Annotated in this window: 17 protein-coding genes; all 17 read left to right on the forward strand. The window is 45.0% G+C overall.

The window, feature by feature from the left end; translation table 11 throughout:
• Positions 1–1,158: an alanine racemase gene (gene alr / locus H8Z82_RS12470; RefSeq protein WP_186995287.1), complete on the forward strand. Its 1,158-nt coding sequence runs from the start codon at positions 1–3 to the stop codon at positions 1,156–1,158.
• 117 nt (positions 1,159–1,275) lie between these two features.
• Positions 1,276–1,623, forward strand: coding sequence for a type II toxin-antitoxin system PemK/MazF family toxin (locus H8Z82_RS12475; protein ID WP_186995288.1), 348 nt, complete (start codon positions 1,276–1,278; stop codon positions 1,621–1,623).
• 81 nt (positions 1,624–1,704) lie between these two features.
• Positions 1,705–3,051, forward strand: coding sequence for a hemolysin family protein (locus H8Z82_RS12480; RefSeq protein WP_243176471.1), 1,347 nt, complete (start codon positions 1,705–1,707; stop codon positions 3,049–3,051).
• 48 nt (positions 3,052–3,099) lie between these two features.
• Positions 3,100–3,831, forward strand: coding sequence for a YebC/PmpR family DNA-binding transcriptional regulator (locus tag H8Z82_RS12485; protein ID WP_019161627.1), 732 nt, complete (start codon positions 3,100–3,102; stop codon positions 3,829–3,831).
• 82 nt (positions 3,832–3,913) lie between these two features.
• On the forward strand, positions 3,914–4,675 hold the full coding sequence (locus H8Z82_RS12490) for a ClpP family protease (RefSeq protein ID WP_019161628.1): 762 nt from the start codon (positions 3,914–3,916) through the stop codon (positions 4,673–4,675).
• Positions 4,676–4,780: 105 nt separating this feature from the next.
• Positions 4,781–5,668: a sulfide/dihydroorotate dehydrogenase-like FAD/NAD-binding protein gene (locus H8Z82_RS12495; protein ID WP_186995289.1), complete on the forward strand. Its 888-nt coding sequence runs from the start codon at positions 4,781–4,783 to the stop codon at positions 5,666–5,668.
• Positions 5,668–7,062, forward strand: a complete 1,395-nt coding sequence (gene gltA, locus H8Z82_RS12500; protein ID WP_019161630.1) for an NADPH-dependent glutamate synthase — start codon at positions 5,668–5,670, stop codon at positions 7,060–7,062. Before H8Z82_RS12495 ends, gltA begins: the two co-directional genes overlap by 1 nt.
• A 216-nt stretch (positions 7,063–7,278) precedes the next feature.
• Positions 7,279–8,157, forward strand: a complete 879-nt coding sequence (locus H8Z82_RS12505) for an undecaprenyl-diphosphate phosphatase (protein WP_186995290.1) — start codon at positions 7,279–7,281, stop codon at positions 8,155–8,157.
• A gap of 100 nt (positions 8,158–8,257) precedes the next feature.
• A complete protein-coding gene (locus H8Z82_RS12510) occupies positions 8,258–10,945 on the forward strand; it encodes an FtsK/SpoIIIE family DNA translocase (RefSeq protein WP_186995291.1) in 2,688 nt (895 codons plus the stop codon).
• Positions 10,946–11,010: 65 nt separating this feature from the next.
• Positions 11,011–12,081, forward strand: coding sequence for a chitobiase/beta-hexosaminidase C-terminal domain-containing protein (locus H8Z82_RS12515; protein ID WP_186995292.1), 1,071 nt, complete (start codon positions 11,011–11,013; stop codon positions 12,079–12,081).
• A gap of 18 nt (positions 12,082–12,099) precedes the next feature.
• Positions 12,100–12,579, forward strand: a complete 480-nt coding sequence (gene rlmH / locus H8Z82_RS12520) for a 23S rRNA (pseudouridine(1915)-N(3))-methyltransferase RlmH (protein ID WP_019161634.1) — start codon at positions 12,100–12,102, stop codon at positions 12,577–12,579.
• Positions 12,580–12,594: 15 nt separating this feature from the next.
• Positions 12,595–13,131 (forward strand): DUF2284 domain-containing protein, encoded by a 537-nt coding sequence (locus H8Z82_RS12525; protein WP_019161635.1) that lies wholly within the window; start codon positions 12,595–12,597, stop codon positions 13,129–13,131.
• Positions 13,132–13,221: 90 nt separating this feature from the next.
• Positions 13,222–13,500, forward strand: coding sequence for a YabP/YqfC family sporulation protein (locus H8Z82_RS12530; protein ID WP_186995293.1), 279 nt, complete (start codon positions 13,222–13,224; stop codon positions 13,498–13,500).
• 9 nt (positions 13,501–13,509) lie between these two features.
• Complete coding sequence (locus H8Z82_RS12535) at positions 13,510–14,703, forward strand: sporulation protein YqfD (protein ID WP_186995294.1); 1,194 nt, start codon at positions 13,510–13,512, stop codon at positions 14,701–14,703.
• A gap of 71 nt (positions 14,704–14,774) precedes the next feature.
• Positions 14,775–15,785, forward strand: a complete 1,011-nt coding sequence (locus tag H8Z82_RS12540; protein WP_019161638.1) for a PhoH family protein — start codon at positions 14,775–14,777, stop codon at positions 15,783–15,785.
• Positions 15,782–16,276: an rRNA maturation RNase YbeY gene (ybeY, locus tag H8Z82_RS12545; protein ID WP_019161639.1), complete on the forward strand. Its 495-nt coding sequence runs from the start codon at positions 15,782–15,784 to the stop codon at positions 16,274–16,276. Before H8Z82_RS12540 ends, ybeY begins: the two co-directional genes overlap by 4 nt.
• Positions 16,277–16,302: 26 nt before the next feature.
• A complete protein-coding gene (proB, locus tag H8Z82_RS12550; protein WP_186995295.1) occupies positions 16,303–17,160 on the forward strand; it encodes a glutamate 5-kinase in 858 nt (285 codons plus the stop codon).
• The last annotated feature ends 12 nt before the right edge of the window (positions 17,161–17,172 follow it).

Genomic DNA, 17,172 nt, shown 5'->3' on the forward strand with positions numbered 1-17,172 from the left:
ATGGAAAAATGTAACCGAGTAAAAGCAGTGGTTTCTCTGGATGCGGTGGAGGAAAATTTCCGACAGATGAGAAAAAATATTGCCAGTGACACAAAAATGATCGCTGTGATCAAGGCAAATGCTTATGGTCATGGCGCTGTGCAGATTGCCCATATGGTAGAGGGTTATGATTATATCTGGGGGTTTGCTGCAGCTACAGCAGAGGAGGCCATTGCTCTGAGAAAGGCAGGGATCACCAAGCCTGTCCTGATCCTGGGAATTGTATTTGAGGAATTTTACCCTGAGCTGGTTTCCTATGATCTGCGCCCTGCTGTGTGTGAATACCAGGAGGCTGCAAAGCTTTCCGCAGAGGCTGTGTCTCAGGGAAAGACCATACATATTCATCTTGCGCTGGATACGGGGATGACCAGAATCGGTTTTGCCGATGAGCCGTCAAGCGTGGAGGAAATCAAAAAAATCGCAGCACTTCCCATGCTGGAGATCGAGGGAATGTTTACTCATTTTGCAAGGGCAGATGAGTATGACAGAAGCCCTGCCATGGTTCAATTGAAGCGTTACCTGGATTTTTGCAGTCTGCTTTCAGAGGCAGGAATTGAGATTCCTCTGCGCCACTGCTCCAACAGTGCAGGTATTATCCGTATTCCGGAAGCAAATTTAAGCATTGTCAGAGCGGGAATTACGATCTATGGCATTTATCCTTCTGCTCAGGTGGAAAGGGATATTGTGAAATTGTCTCCGGTTCTGGAGTTAAAGAGCCATATTACATATGTAAAGGATGTACTTCCGGGCACAGCGATCAGCTATGGAGGAACCTATGTGGCAGACAGGAAGCTTCGTGTGGCAACAGTGCCGGTGGGCTATGCGGATGGTTATCCCAGACAGCTTTCAGGCAAAGGATGGGTTCTGGTCCATGGAAAGAAGGCGCCGATCCTGGGCAGAGTCTGCATGGATCAGTTCATGATAGATGTGACAGAAATCCCGGATGTGAAGAAGGGAGACCAGGTTACATTGATCGGCAGAGATGGAGATGAATTTATCAGTATTGAGGAGATGGGAGATCTTTCCGGGCGTTTTTCCTATGAATTCGCCTGCGAGATCAGTGACAGGGTTCCCAGAGTCTATATAAAGGACGGAAAGGAAACCGAAAAATACAATTAGGGGCAAATGCCACCAGGCGGCAGAGCCATAAAGGAAAATCAACCACGCATGTATACACAGGAGAAAGTTGGAAATACTTAAAGTAAAAATCCCAAACAGAATCGGAGTGTGAATTGTGTGGTAATTAAAAGAGGGGATATCTATTATGCGGATCTGAGGCCTGTAGTGGGGAGCGAACAGGGCGGGATCCGTCCGGTACTGATCATCCAGAATAATGTAGGCAACAGGCACAGTCCTACAGTGATCTGTGCTGCCATTACATCTAAAATGAATAAAGCAAAGCTTCCTACACATATAGAGATCGATGCAGTGAGGTATGGAATAGAAAAGGATTCTGTAATCTTGCTGGAACAGCTTCGTACCATAGATAAGCGAAGACTGAAGGATAAGGTCTGTCATCTGGATGATGCTATGCTTGATAAGGTAAACCATGCACTGGAGATCAGCCTGGAGCTCAGCTTCTGAAAAGACGTACTTATCGCTTGACGGATATGGGCGAAAGTGATATATTTTACCAGTAACTATGCGTTTTCTTTATAAAGGAGAATGATAAGCGTAATGGAAGACGGCAGTAGTATGCCCCTCTGGGGCGTATTTGTTTTGGTGTTTCTGCTGTGGCTGAACGGCATTTTTTATGGGTTTGCGGCAGCACTGCGGAATATCAGTGAGAATGATACACAAAAGAAAGCGGATGAAGGAGACGAGAAAGCTAGGATGCTTCTGGAGCTGATCGACAGGCCGGCTCAGTTTGTCAATGCCATCCCTCTGATGGTCATGGCATCGGGAATTTGTTTTGGTGCTTTTCTGGTGCCATGGGCAGTGGCGGCTTTTCGTCCATACATACAGCATGCAGCGGCTCTTGTTCTGGTTCTAGCAGTATGTGTGATACTGCTTGCAGGACTTGGAATCCTTACCTTTCGCCGGGTGGGTACCTATCATCCGGAGAAATATGCATACCGTTATCTGAAGCTGGTGCATTTCTGGGTAATGGTGCTCAGGCCTTTTACTCTGTTTATCACCTGGATCGCCAGGCTGGCGGCTGTACCCTTTGGGGTAGAGCTGAACCGGACAGAAGCGGCGGTAACAGAGGAGGAGATCATTTCCATTGTGGATGAGGCCCATGAACAGGGCGTGATCCAGGAGAACGAAGCGGAGATGATCCAGAATATTATTTCCTTTAATGAGACAGAGGCTCATGATATTATGACCCACAGGACCAATGTGGTGGCCTTTGACCAGGAGGTTCTGCTGAAAAATATGATCGATACCATGCTGGAGGAGGGCAATTCCCGCTATCCGGTCTATGAGGAAAATATTGACAATATCAGGGGAATCGTTCATTATAAGGATGCACTGAAATTTATGACTCAGAATCCCTGGGCCAAATTTAAGCCCTTAAAGGAGCTGCCCGGAATCATCAGAGAGGCTTCGCTGATCCCTGAGACCAGAAGTATCGGAGATCTTTTTCATACCATGCAGGCGAAAAAAATCCATATGGCCGTGGTAGTGGACGAATATGGACAGACTGCAGGAATTGTTACCATGGAGGATATTCTGGAGGAGATCGTAGGTGATATCCTGGATGAGTATGATGAGGATGAGGTTACCATCCGAGCTCAGAAAGATCACAGTCTGATCATTGACGGACTGGCTTATCTGGAGGATGTGGAGGAAGAACTGGATATCGACTTTGGAGATGTGGAGTTTGAGACACTGAATGGATACCTTACCAGCTTTCTGGGGCATGTTCCCTCAAAGAAGGATGTTGATGTGGTCATTAAGGCAAATGGTTATATGTTTACCATTCTGTCTATCGGAAATAAGACGATCGGTAAGGTACGTGCCGAGAAGCTGGCAGAGGAAAAGAATCCGGCAGATAAAAATAATTCCTGAATACAGGAAGTGTAAATAAAAAAGTGTATAACAAAAGGAGAAAGTGAAATGTCAGGACATTCAAAATTTGCAAACATTAAGCATAAGAAAGAGAAAAACGATGCAAAGAAGGGAAAGATCTTTACAGTAATCGGCCGTGAGCTGGTTATGGCTGTGAAGGCAGGTGGCCCGGACCCAAATAACAACAGCAAGCTTCGTGATGTAATTGCGAAAGCAAAAGCCAACAACATGCCTAATGATACCATTGACCGTGGCATCAAAAAGGCTGCAGGTGCTGATTCTGCTGATAATTATGAGAAGGCTGTATATGAAGGCTACGGTCCAAACGGTGTTGCGATCATCGTTGAAACTCTGACAGATAACAAAAACCGTACAGCAGGTAACGTGCGTAATGCCTTTACAAAGGGTAACGGAAGTATTGGTACCCAGGGCTGTGTATCCTATATGTTCGACCAGAAGGGACAGATCATCATTGACAAAGAAGAATGTGAGATGGATGCTGATGAGATTATGATGCTTGCCCTGGATGCAGGTGCTGAGGATTTCAGCGAGGAAGAGGATAGCTATGAGGTTCTTACTGCTCCTGATGATTTCAGTACAGTCCGTGAAGCTCTGGATAAAGCAGGTCTGCCTATTGCAGAGGCACAGGTTGCCATGATCCCTCAGACTTATGTGGAGCTTACAGATGAGCAGGCTCTCAAGGATCTTCAGAGAACTCTGGATCTGCTGGATGATGACGATGATGTAACAGATTACTGGACAAACTGGGATGAGCAGTAAATCCTTTTGAACGCAGAAATGGTGTATAGTTTAGTATAAAAAAGGCAAAAATACCTCCAGAAAGAAAACTGGAGGTATTTTTATGTCTGAAAATAAATATGAAGTGAAAGAGGAAAATCAAAACGCTGGAGAGGAAGAAAACAGAAAGCCGGAAAACCAGGAACAGGAAAACAATGCCCAGGAAAGTAAAAACCAGCAGATCAAGGAAATGGGACAGGCGGTTTTGAACGGAAATTCCCGCAATCATAAGGTGGAACTTCTGACTATCATCGGAGAAGTGGAAGGCCATGAGTCTGCACCCTCTCATTCCAAAACCACGAAATATGAGCATATACTTCCAAAACTTGCGATTATTGAGGATGATGAAGAAATAGAAGGATTACTGATTTTGCTTAATACAGTAGGGGGAGATGTGGAAGCAGGGCTTGCCATTGCGGAGATGATCGCATCCTTAAGCATTCCTACCGTATCATTGGTTCTTGGCGGGGGACATTCTATTGGAGTGCCTATGGCTGTTTCTGCAGATTATTCCTTTGTAGTACCAAGTGCCACTATGGTGATCCATCCGGTCCGTTCCAATGGTATGTTTATCGGAGTGGCGCAGACATACCGGAATATGGAAAAAATCCAGGACCGGATCACTACCTTTATTTCCGGCCATTCCCATATGACACAGAAGAGACTGGAGGAGCTGATGCTGGATACCTCCCAGCTGGTAAAAGATGTGGGAACCATGCTGGAAGGCCCTGAGGCAGTGAAAGAGGGATTGATCGATGAGGTGGGTGGTATCCGGGAAGCGCTGGGAAAATTATATGAACTGATTGAAATGCAGAAGAAGGAATGAAGTCAAATACTGAAAAAATCTTATATTGTTGGAAAAGAATACTTGCCATCTGACTTTTTTTGACGTATTATAATTGAAGGTTTATTATTTGCGAGGAGGAAAACCATGTATAAGATTTTAAAAGCTGAGACACTGGCTGCTAAAATTCATTTAATGGTTGTACATGCACCGCGTGTTGCAAGCCATTGTCAGCCAGGACAATTTATTATCGTTAAGTTAGATGAGAAGGGTGAGAGAATTCCTCTTACTATCTGTGACTACGACCGTAAAGAGGGTACAATTACCATTGTATTCCAGGAAATCGGTGTATCCACGATCAAGATGGCAGAATTAAAAGCCGGAGATTCTTTCCGCGATTTCGTAGGTCCTCTCGGATGTCCGTCAGAATTCGTTCACGAAGATATCGAAGAATTAAAGAAAAAGAAAATGGTATTTGTTGCCGGCGGTGTTGGTACAGCACCTGTTTATCCACAGGTTAAATGGCTCCATGAGCATGGAATCACAGCAGATGTTATCCTTGGTTCCAAGACAAAGGATATGGTTATCCTTGAGAAGGAACTTGGCGAAGTTTCCAATCTGTATGTTACAACAGATGATGGTTCTTATGGACGTTCCGGTATGGTTACCAAGACTCTTGAGGATCTGGTAACAAAGGAAGGCAAACACTATGATGTCTGCGTAGCGATCGGACCGATGATCATGATGAAATTTGTCTGTCTTCTTACCAAAAAGCTTGACATTCATACAATTGTCAGCATGAACCCTATCATGGTTGACGGAACAGGTATGTGCGGAGCATGTCGTCTCCAGGTTGGCGATGAGATTAAATTTGCCTGCGTAGACGGACCGGAATTCGACGGACATCTGGTTGATTTCGATCAGGCTATGAAGAGAAGCCAGATGTATAAGACAGAAGAGGGTCGTGCATTACTGAAGCTTCAGGAAGGCGATACCCATCACGGCGGATGCGGACATTGTGGAGGTGACGAGTAATGGCAGATGCAAAGATGTTAAAGAAAGTTCCTGTAAGAGAACAGGATCCTAAGGTACGTGCAACAAACTTTGAAGAAGTTTGTCTTGGCTATAATCAGGAAGAAGCAATGGAAGAGGCACAGAGATGTTTAGGCTGCAAGAAGCCCAAATGTGTAGAAGGCTGCCCTGTATCCATCAACATTCCTGGATTTATTGAACAGATCAAAGAAGGCAAGATCGAAGAAGCATACAAAGTGATCGGATTATCTTCTGCACTTCCGGCTATCTGCGGACGTGTATGTCCTCAGGAATCCCAGTGTGAAGGTAAATGTATCCGTGGAATCAAAGGGGAAGCCGTTTCTATCGGTAAACTGGAGAGATTTGTTGCTGACTATGCTCTGGAGCATGATATCAAACCTGTAGGAGCAGAGGTTAAGAACGGACATAAGGTTGCAGTGATCGGTTCCGGTCCTTCCGGACTTACCTGTGCAGGTGACCTTGCAAAAGCAGGTTATGATGTAACTGTATTCGAAGCTCTTCACGAACTTGGCGGCGTTCTTGTTTACGGTATTCCGGAATTCCGTCTTCCGAAACAGAAAGTTGTTAAGAAAGAGATCGAAAAAGTTAAAGAATTAGGTGTTAAATTCGAGACTAACGTAGTAATCGGTAAATCCACAACCATCGATCAGCTGATCGAGGACGAAGGATTTGAAGCTGTGTTCATCGGATCAGGTGCCGGACTTCCAATGTTCATGGGTATCCCGGGTGAGAATGCAAGCGGTGTATTCTCTGCCAACGAATACCTTACAAGAAGCAACCTGATGAAGGCTTTTGACGAATCTTATGACACACCGATCGCAGCTGGCAAGAAAGTAGCAGTTGTAGGCGGCGGTAACGTTGCTATGGATGCTGCAAGAACTGCTCTGAGACTTGGTGCTGAGGTACATATCGTATACAGAAGAAGTGAAGCAGAGCTTCCTGCACGAGCAGAAGAAGTTCATCACGCTAAGGAAGAGGGAATCATCTTCGATCTTCTTACAAACCCGAAGGAAATTCTTGTTGATGAGAATGGCCATGTAAAAGGTATGAAGGTTGTCAAGATGGAACTTGGTGAGCCGGATGCTTCCGGAAGACGCCGTCCGGTTGAAATCCCGGGATCTGAGTATGACATGGATGTAGATACAGTGATCATGTCTCTTGGTACTTCTCCTAACCCGCTTATTTCTTCTACAACTAAAGGTCTTGAAATCAATAAGAGAAGATGTATCGTTGCTGAAGAAGAAACAGGTAAGACATCCAAAGACGGTGTATATGCCGGTGGTGATGCTGTTACAGGCGCAGCTACTGTTATCCTTGCCATGGGTGCTGGTAAAGCAGGTGCCAAAGGTATCGATGAATATCTGAAAAATAAATAAAACCCGGTTCTTTGAACTGGACTGATACATATTCAGGCTCCTGTCTGCATAAAAATGCGGACAGGAGTTTTTGCTGTGTGTGAACAGTAATGAGTTCGTTATTATTCACATGCCACTATTTGCGAGGCAGTTGTCAATTGAATACAGGTGTGCTATAATCTTAAGATAGTATGAACTGAAAATACATTTTCGAATATAGGAAAAGGAAATACATTTATGATCGTTTTATATTTGATTTTATTGGCTGTAATCCAGGCGGTCACAGAATTTTTGCCGGTGAGCAGTCTGGGACATCTTGGGGTGGTGGAGCATTTTCTGGGAATGGAACAGGATGCAGGCCTTCTCATTGAGTCCATGCTGCATTTGGGTACAGCTGCAGCCATTATTTTTCTCTATAGGAATGAATTAAAGAGACTGCTTCTTGAAGCTGTGGGAATGCTTATGGATGCCATTGGTAATCTGAATTTGTACATTCATAACAGAAGGACAGGAAACCACTTGAAATATGCCAGGATCGTAACAGGATCCTATCGTAAGTTTGCGGCACTTTTGCTTGTATCTATGATTCCTACCGCATTACTGGGTATCAGCTCCAGAAGACTGGCAGTTCTGGCGGGAGCATCTCCTATCTGTCAGGGAATTGGTTTTCTGATCTCAGGAATTATCCTTCTGGTGACAGATCTGAATAATTCCGGTGGCGAGAAGGGACCCCGGGAAGCCTCCTGGGACAGTGCCATGTGGATCGGAATCTGTCAGGGGCTTTCTGTATTTCCGGGGATTTCCAGGCTGGGGCTGACTGTATGTGCAGCTCTGTTGTGCGGATACAGCCGTAAATTCGCCCTGCTTTTTTCAATTTTTATGAGTTTACCGGCTGTAATCGGAGCGTTCTTTACGGAAATAGGATATTTTGGTGCGACCAGTATGACAGTTGGAATGATTTTTGCCAGCATTTTTGCAATGCTCCTGGCGGGGGTGGCAGGATGCCTGGTGATTCGTTTTATGGTTCAGCTTGTGCAGAAAACAAAGTTTCGGTATTTTGCAGTTTATTCGTTTGCCATTGGTGTGATCGTTTTGCTGTGCAATTATGCCTTTTGACCGGATCAGATGAGTCCCATGCTTTATTATTAAAAAGTGATAGGCAGTGGGCGAAGACAGTAACAGAAAACAGTAACATAATTAGGAGGGGAGCCTGGAAATGGCAGCATCTAACAGGAAACGTACAGTAAAAAAGGGGAAAAACAGCAGAGGAACCACATCCAGGCAGGAGACAGCAGGGTTTCAGACAGAGATTATTTTGTTTGTAATTCTGGCAGCCTGTGTGATCCTTCTGGTCAGTAATTTCGGAATGGGAGGCTTTGTAGGGGATGCCATCAGTCATTTCTGCTTTGGGCTGATGGGAATGATGGCATATCTTTTTCCTGTCATTTTCTTTGTAGGGGCAGCCTTTATTCTGATCAATAAAACGAACCGTCTGGCATACAAAAAAATGGCAGCAGTTTTTGTGATGTTTCTTTTTATGTGCGCAACAGCACAGCTTCTCACAGACGGATACATGTCAGGCACTACTTTGATAGATTATTTTAATTTAAGTGCTGATTACAAAACCGGTGGAGGATTAATTGGAGGAGCACTCTGTATTTCTATCACATCTGCCTTTGGTACAGCAGGAGGGGTAGTGATCATTATTCTGGCATATATTGTGTGCCTGATCATTATTACCCAGAGATCTCTTCTTGACTTTGTCACCATGCTGGTGATCCGGATCCTTGATCTGGTCAAGAACGGTCGTGCCCATTATATGGAGGGACAGCCGGAGAGACAGATGCGCCGTCAGGTCCGTGCACAGCAGAGAAAACAGCTTCGTGAGGAACGCAGAGAGGAAAAAATCCGGAGACTGGAAGAGGAGATTGCAGATGAAGGAGAAGAAGGGGAGGATTTTCTTGACAATGAGGAGGACTTCCTGCTAGACCCGAAAGAAGCAAAGAATATGAAAAAAGCCGGATTCCTGGAAGGTACCAGACTGACAGAGCCGAAATCTCAGAAAAACAAGAAGAAATCAGGGAAGCCACGGAAGAAAGCTGCGGTTTCTGCAGATACAGATGAGCCGGATAACCTTTCAGATATGGCAGAGGAAATGGATGAAGTTCAGCCGGAGGAGAATGAAGAATTCTCTTCTGCTGTGGATTTCCATATCCAAAGAGCGGATGAACTGCCGGAGGTTCTGCCAGATGATATAGAAAATAGAAAAGAAAATGCAGAAGACGATACAGAAAGTGATGTAGAAGAGGCAGAAGAAGTGCCCCCTTTTCAGCCGGAGAAGGCTCAGCGGCAGCCTTCGAAGAATCCGAAATCTTCTGAAGCAGAGATTCAGAATGGTATTGTAAGTATACAGCACGAGATCAGCCAGAAGGAAGCTGCAGAGAAAAAAGAATACAGATTTCCCCCTCTTAATCTGCTGAAAAGAGGCAGCGGAAAATCCCAGGGAGATACGGATGCCCATCTGCGGAAAACTGCCCAGAAGCTGCAGGAGGTTCTTCACAATTTCGGAGTAAATGTGACAGTGACAAATGTGAGCTGTGGCCCTACTGTAACCCGGTATGAGCTTCAGCCGGAAATGGGGGTTAAGGTCAGCAAGATCGTAGGTCTGGCAGATGACATTAAGCTGAATCTGGCCACTCCGGATATCCGTATCGAGGCGCCCATTCCCGGCAAAGCAGCTGTGGGAATTGAGGTGCCCAATAAGGAAAACAGTACGGTCATGCTCCGTGATCTCCTTCAGTCAGAGGAATTTCAGAAAGCAAAATCCAGACTTTCCTTTGCTGTAGGTAAGGACATTGCAGGCAAAACAGTTGTAACAGATATTGCAAAGATGCCTCATCTTCTGATCGCCGGTGCCACAGGCTCTGGTAAATCGGTATGCATTAATACTTTGATCGTCAGCATTTTGTACAAGGCGAAGCCTGAGGAAGTGAAGCTGATCATGATCGACCCCAAAGTGGTAGAGCTTAGCGTATATAATGGAATTCCTCATCTGTTTATTCCGGTAGTCACAGATCCGAAGAAAGCAGCAGGAGCGTTGAACTGGGCTGTTACAGAGATGACAAACCGATATAATACCTTTGCGGAGTACGGAGTCCGTAATCTTTCCGAATATAACCGTAAGATTGAAACCATGCATTTCACAGAAGAGCAGCCCCGACCGGATAAAATGCCTCAGATCGTAATTATTGTGGATGAGCTGGCTGATCTTATGATGGTAGCACCCGGTGAAGTGGAGGATGCCATCTGTCGTCTGGCCCAGCTGGCCCGTGCTGCAGGTATTCATCTGATCATTGCTACCCAGAGACCTTCCGTAAATGTTATTACAGGTCTGATCAAGGCGAATATGCCTTCCAGAATTGCTTTTTCTGTATCATCTGGAGTGGATTCCCGCACCATTCTGGATATGAATGGGGCAGAGAAGCTTCTGGGTAAGGGAGATATGCTTTTTTATCCTCAGGGATATCAGAAGCCTGCCAGATTACAGGGAGCTTTTGTATCAGATGAGGAAGTCAGCCAGGTGGTTGAGTTCCTGGCAGATAAAAATCCGGGAGTACAGTATGACCAGCAGATTGAGCAGCAGGTGAATTCTCCTGCATCAGCAGCCGGCGGAGCCGGTGAAGACAGGGATGTACATTTTGAGGAAGCCGGAAAGTTTATTATTGAGAAGGAGAAAGCTTCCATTGGTATGCTTCAGCGAATGTTTAAGATAGGATTTAACAGAGCAGCCAGAATCATGGATCAGCTCTGTGATGCAGGGGTAGTAGGACCTGAGGAGGGAACCAAGCCCAGAAAAGTGCTTATGTCTATGGAGCAGTTTGAAAATTATATAGAGAACAATTAAGGGGTTACTGCCTGCTTTGTGCGCAGTAACATGGATAACAGATTTAAGAAACAGTGAGGGTGTCTATGAAATGTCCCAATTGCCACAAAGAAGTGGAAAAAGGCTCCCTGTATTGTCCTCATTGCCTTTCGGAAATTCCCTGGGTCAGGGAATTTGATTCTGTGGAAACACAGCTCAGAAAAAAGGAACAGCAGGACTCAGGTGGAGAAAGTGACAGGGAAGGACTGTCTGCTGCAAAGCTTATTTATAATCGGAAGAGAATTATTGTTATCTGCCTGGCAGCTGCAGTCCTTCTGGGAGTGTTCTGCTACCGGCAGTTACATACTTTTTCGGCATTATACAGTCATGCCAGCCAGCAGTTTGAGCAGGAGCATTATGAGGCAGCGGCCAGATCTATAGAAGCAGCCCTGGAAAAAAAGCCCAATAACGAGTCTGCAAATATTCTTCTGGCAAAATGTCTGGAAAAGCAAGGGAAACTGAAGGAAGGAATCCTGATTCTGAAGCCGCTGGTAAAAAATGCAGATGCAGGTGTAGGTGTTTATGAGGAGCTGGTATCTTTGCTTGCAAAAAATGGACAGAGTGCAGAGGTACGGGATATTCTGCAGAGCAGCAGCAAAAAAATCCAGGAGGCCTGTGGGGAATATATGTGCAGTCCCCCGGCTTTCAGCATTGTTCCGGGAACCTATACTTCACTTCAGAACCTGGAGCTTTCCGGAGATTACCAGAGGATTTATTATACTCTGGACGGTACAGATCCCACTTTGGAAAGTTCTGTGTATACGGAGCCCGTTGAATTAAATGAGGGAACTACCTGTATAAAGGCAATCGGTGTGAATGCCAAAAACATTATAAGTGAAGTGGCTTCCGGAAAATATATTATTGTGCTGAAAACTCCGGCAGCCCCTGCTGTTTATCCCAAGTCAGGGGATTTCAGCAAAGAGACAACCATCAAGGTCAGTGTGCCGGATGGATGTAAGGCTTATTATGCCTTTGACAGAGAACCGGATGTGAACAGCACAGAATATGAGCAGCCCATATCCGTGCCTGTGGGATACCATATATTTAATGTGATCCTTGTGGCAGCCAATGGAAAAACCAGCAAGCTTACTTCCAGAGAATACTATTTACAATATTAAAAGACAGGAAAGAAGAGAATGGAAATCCGTATTGTATCAGTTGGAAAAATTAAAGAAAAATATTTAAGTGCAGGAATTGCAGAATATGCCAAGCGCCTTAGCAGATATTGCAAGCTGACCTTCTGCCAGGTGCCGGATGAAAAGACACCGGACAAAGCCTCTGAGACTGTGAATCAGCAGATCAAGGATACAGAGGGGGAACGGCTTCTGAAACATATCCGGGAGCAGGATTATGTGATCGCTCTTGCTATTGACGGACAGATGGCAGATTCTGTGGAGCTGTCCGAAAAGATAGAACGTCTTGGTGTTTCAGGTGTCAGCTCCATTGCCTTTGTGATCGGAGGCTCCCTGGGGCTAAGTGATAAGGTGTTGAAACGGGCAGATTATAAGCTGAGCTTTTCGAAAATGACCTTTCCCCATCAGCTGATGCAGATGATCCTTCTTGAGCAGATTTATCGAAGCTACAGGATCATAAATCATGAGCCATATCATAAATAGTACAAGGAGTAGGTTATGGATAGACAGAAATTTGAAGAATTTATTTCACAGTATCCTATTTATGAATATCGTCTGCTGGATACTCAGAATATAAGGATAGAAGAGCGGGTCAGGACGATCTGCAGGCAGGAGTGTACCCGCTATGGCTCTACCTGGGCCTGTCCTCCGGCTGTGGGCACTCTGGAGGAGTGTGAGAAAAGAATCAAAAAATACCCCCAGGCTGTATTTTTTTCCAGTGTGGCAGAGGTGTCAGATATCCTGAATATGGAAGAAATGCTTTCTACCAGGCGGGCTCATGAGGATCTGACCACTGAGGTAGGCAGATATCTGAAGGAGGAAGGCTATGAAACCTTTATCCTTTCCACAGAGTCCTGTGATATCTGTGAGAAATGTGCATATATAGAAGGAAAGCCCTGCAGGCATCCGGACAGAATGCATCCCTGTCTGGAAAGCCACGGCGTAGTGGTAAATGAAATTGTGGAAGAGCAGTCCATGGAATATAACCTGGGCGGAAATACCATCCTCTGGTTTTCCATGGTCCTGATCCGATGAAAGTGAATGTTTCCCTGTATTTTCCTGGGCTTTTGCATACCATAAATCTCTCCGGCATAAACTGACAGTAAAAGCCGGAGGGATTTTTTTATGGAAAAAAACAGACAGTGGAAGAAACAGGTGGTCACTGCACTGGAGCTGGCGCCGGATCTGGACGGTGGGGAAACTAAGATTTCCCTCACAGGAAGCGGGGAAGCAGTGATAGAAAATTATAAAGGGATTCTGCAGTATACAGATTCTGAAATTCTGATCCAGTCTCTTCGGGGAAAGGTCCTTCTGCGTGGCAGAAATCTGGAAATTGTCTGGTATACCTCTTTGGAAATGAAGATTACCGGGTCGATTTTCAGTATTCTTTTGCAGCAGAGATGACTACCGGATATGGGAAAATTATTAAGATTTCTATATGGATATGTGATCCTTGGCATAGAGGGAGAGCAATTGGGACGATTTCTTAATCTGTGCAGAAACCGTGGGATTTTTATGGAAAAGATCTCTTATATAGATGAGGGGAGGATACAGACCTGTGTTTCTGTGCGAGATTATTTTAAATTAAGGCCTGTCAGGAATAAAACAGGAGTTCATATTAAAATCCTAAAAAAGGGAGGGCTTCCGGTCTGGTGGATGATCCGGGGCAGGAAGAAAAAAGCCTTTGCAGCAGGGCTTCTTCTGGGCGGCATTCTTGTGCTTTTTTTGTCCGGCAGAATATGGAATATTCAGGTCAGTGGAAATATAAAAAACAGTACTCCGGAAATACTGAAATATCTGGAAAAGGAAGAAATCGTCCATGGGATGTCCAAAAAGAAGGTAAACTGTACACAGCTTGCTGCCTCTGTGCGAAAGGATTTTCCGGATATTACCTGGGTATCTGCCAGAATCACAGGCTGTAAGCTGATACTGGACATAAAAGAGAAGGAGGAACTGCAGGCAGCAGAAAAAAACAGTATGCCCTGCGATCTGGAGGCGGAGCAAAAGGGGAAAATTGTCCGGATCATTGCCCGCGCCGGGGTTCCTGTGAAAAAACCTGGAGATACCTGTGATGCTGGAGATCTTCTTGTTTCCGGTGAATTACATATTATGAATGATAACCAGGAGATCCAGCGCAGAGAATATGTCCATGCAGATGCGGATATCTACATTTCTCATCCTGTATTTTATCACAGGGAGTTTCCTCTTAAGCATAGAGAAAGAGAGATGACCGGTAAAACTGAAGCAGGCTTTTATCTGAAGGCAGGAGCCTGGTATCTGGAACTTTTTCATGTTCCAAAGAGTAACTGGAGGATATCTTCTGCAGAATATCCCTTGTATCTTAATGAGAATTTCAGCTTGCCTCTGTCTGTGGGAAAAGTTGATTTTCAGGAATACAGAGAGTCTGTAAAAGTTTATACACCTGCAGAGGCCAGATCACAGGCAGAGCTTTGTCTGCGCACATATATGAAAAAACTTCTGGAAGAGGGAAAAGAGATTACAGACAATCGTGTTACCATAAGGGTCACAGACTCTGCCTGTATAAGCTCCGGTGTTCTGGAAATTGTTGAAAAGACAGGAAAAGAAGTGCCCTGCGAAAAACCTTAAATTTTTTATTTCAAAAAATACAAAAGGGTGATACAATAAAACACAGTAACTACAGAAAGGAATTATTTTAAATGGCAGGCAGTATTATTGAATTGCATACAGAAGTACCGGCTGATCAGGAATCAAATGTGTTCGGGCAGTTTGATGAGCATCTGAAGCTGATTGAACGGACCTTAAATGTAACTGTGATCTCCAGAGACGGAGTTTTGAAAATATTAGGAAGTGAACAGAATGCAGCCTCTGCGAAAAAACTGATCGATGAATTGGTGGTTCTGGCAAAAAGAGGCAATACCATCACCAGACAGAATGTAAATTATGCCCTTTCTCTTGCCATGGAGCAGAGAAATGAGGTACTTACAGAAATAGATAAGGATTTTATCTGCAATACCATTCAGGGCAGGCCTATAAAGCCCAAGACTCTGGGACAGAAGGAATATGTAGACCAGATCCGCAAAAAAATGATTGTTTTCGGAGTGGGGCCTGCAGGTACAGGTAAGACTTACCTGGCTATGGCCATGGCAGTTACTGCTTTTCGGAATGAAGAGGTAAGCAGGATCATCCTGACGCGCCCTGCCATTGAAGCTGGAGAAAAGCTTGGCTTTCTGCCCGGTGATCTCCAGAGTAAGGTAGATCCCTATCTGCGCCCTCTCTATGATGCGCTGTATCAGATCATGGGAGCAGACAGCTTTGCCAAAAATATGGAGAGAGGGCTGATCGAGGTGGCTCCTCTTGCCTATATGAGAGGACGTACTCTGGATAATGCTTTCATTATTCTGGACGAAGCCCAGAATACTACCCCTGCACAGATGAAAATGTTCCTGACACGTATTGGATTTGGCTCCAAGGTAATTGTTACCGGAGACGCTTCCCAGAAGGATCTGCCCCGGGATGCTGTTTCCGGGCTGGATGTGGCTATGAAGGTGCTGAAGAAGATAGATGATATTGGTTTTTGTCAGCTGACCAGCAAGGATGTGGTACGTCATCCGTTGGTGCAGCAGATTGTCCAGGCCTACGATGCCTATGAAAAAAAGCAGAAGCCGGAGCGCCCTGTCAGGGGACGAAAAGGAGGATATGAGAGATGACATTACAGATAGATTATGAGACAGACCGTGAAATCGGAATTGAGTATGAGGAGCTGGCAGAAAAAGTAGTGCAGAAGGTTCTGGATATGGAAGGCTGTCCCTATGATGCACAGGTAAATCTGGTCCTCACAGACAATGAGGAGATTGAGAGAGTGAATACTGAATTCAGAGAGATCCATGCACCTACAGATGTTTTGTCTTTTCCTATGATCCCATTTGAGACACCGGCAGATTACGCCATTGTGGAGGAGGACCAATCCTATTTTGACCTGGATACAGATGAATTATTACTGGGAGATATTATGATCTCTGTAGATAAGGTTTTTGCCCAGGCTGAGGAATATGGACACAGTGTTACCAGAGAATTCTGTTTTTTGGTAGCCCACAGTATGCTGCATTTGCTGGGCTATGACCATATGACACCTGAGGAGGCTGTGGTTATGGAAAACAAACAGAGAACTGCTTTGGATGAGCTTGGTATTACACGATAAAAAGACTTGAAATTACGGAGTGAAAAATGAATTACCGGGAAAGATTAAAGGATAAAAAGAGAATAGTAATTAAAATCGGTTCCTCCTCTCTGACCCATCCGGAAACAGGGAGACTGAATCTGCGTAAGCTGGAGGTTCTGGCCAGGGAACTGAGTGATCTGCGAAGCCAGGGGAAGGATGTGATCCTGGTTTCTTCCGGAGCTGTGGCTACAGGAGTGGCTGCTCTGGGAATGAAGGAAAAGCCTACAGAGCTTAAGACCAAGCAGGCCTGCGCTGCGGTGGGACAGGCCCGCCTGATCATGATTTATCAGAAGCTTTTTCTGGAATATAACCAGCCATCGGCACAAATCCTGATGACAAAAAATACAATGGTCAATAATGTGAACCGCAAAAATGCGCAGAATACTTTTAATGAGCTGTTGGATCTGGGGGTTATTCCGATCGTAAATGAAAATGACTCTATTTCCACCTATGAGCTGCAGTCACTGGAGAAGTTTGGTGATAATGACACACTGTCCGCAGTAGTTGCGGCACTGGTGCAGGCAGATCTGCTCATCCTCCTGTCAGATATTGACGGACTTTTTACGGATGATCCTAATATCAATCCGGATGCCAGATTTATTGATCTGGTGGAGAATCTGGATGAGGAGTTTCTGGAGATGGGAAAATCCACATCCAAGAGTTCTGTGGGAACCGGAGGCATGGCTACCAAGCTTACGGCTGCCAGGATTGCCTCTGCTGCAGGGGTGGATATGGTGATCGCCAATGGAGCTGATTTTCACATTATCCACAAGATCACAGAGGGCCGTGACTACGGTACCTTATTTGTAGGTCAGTCCAAAGAAGAGTTTTATCTCATCGATATTATTGATAAATTATTATAAAATACAGGAGGA

The organism is Blautia difficilis, assembly GCF_014297245.1.
Taxonomy (GTDB): domain Bacteria; phylum Bacillota; class Clostridia; order Lachnospirales; family Lachnospiraceae; genus Blautia_A; species Blautia_A difficilis.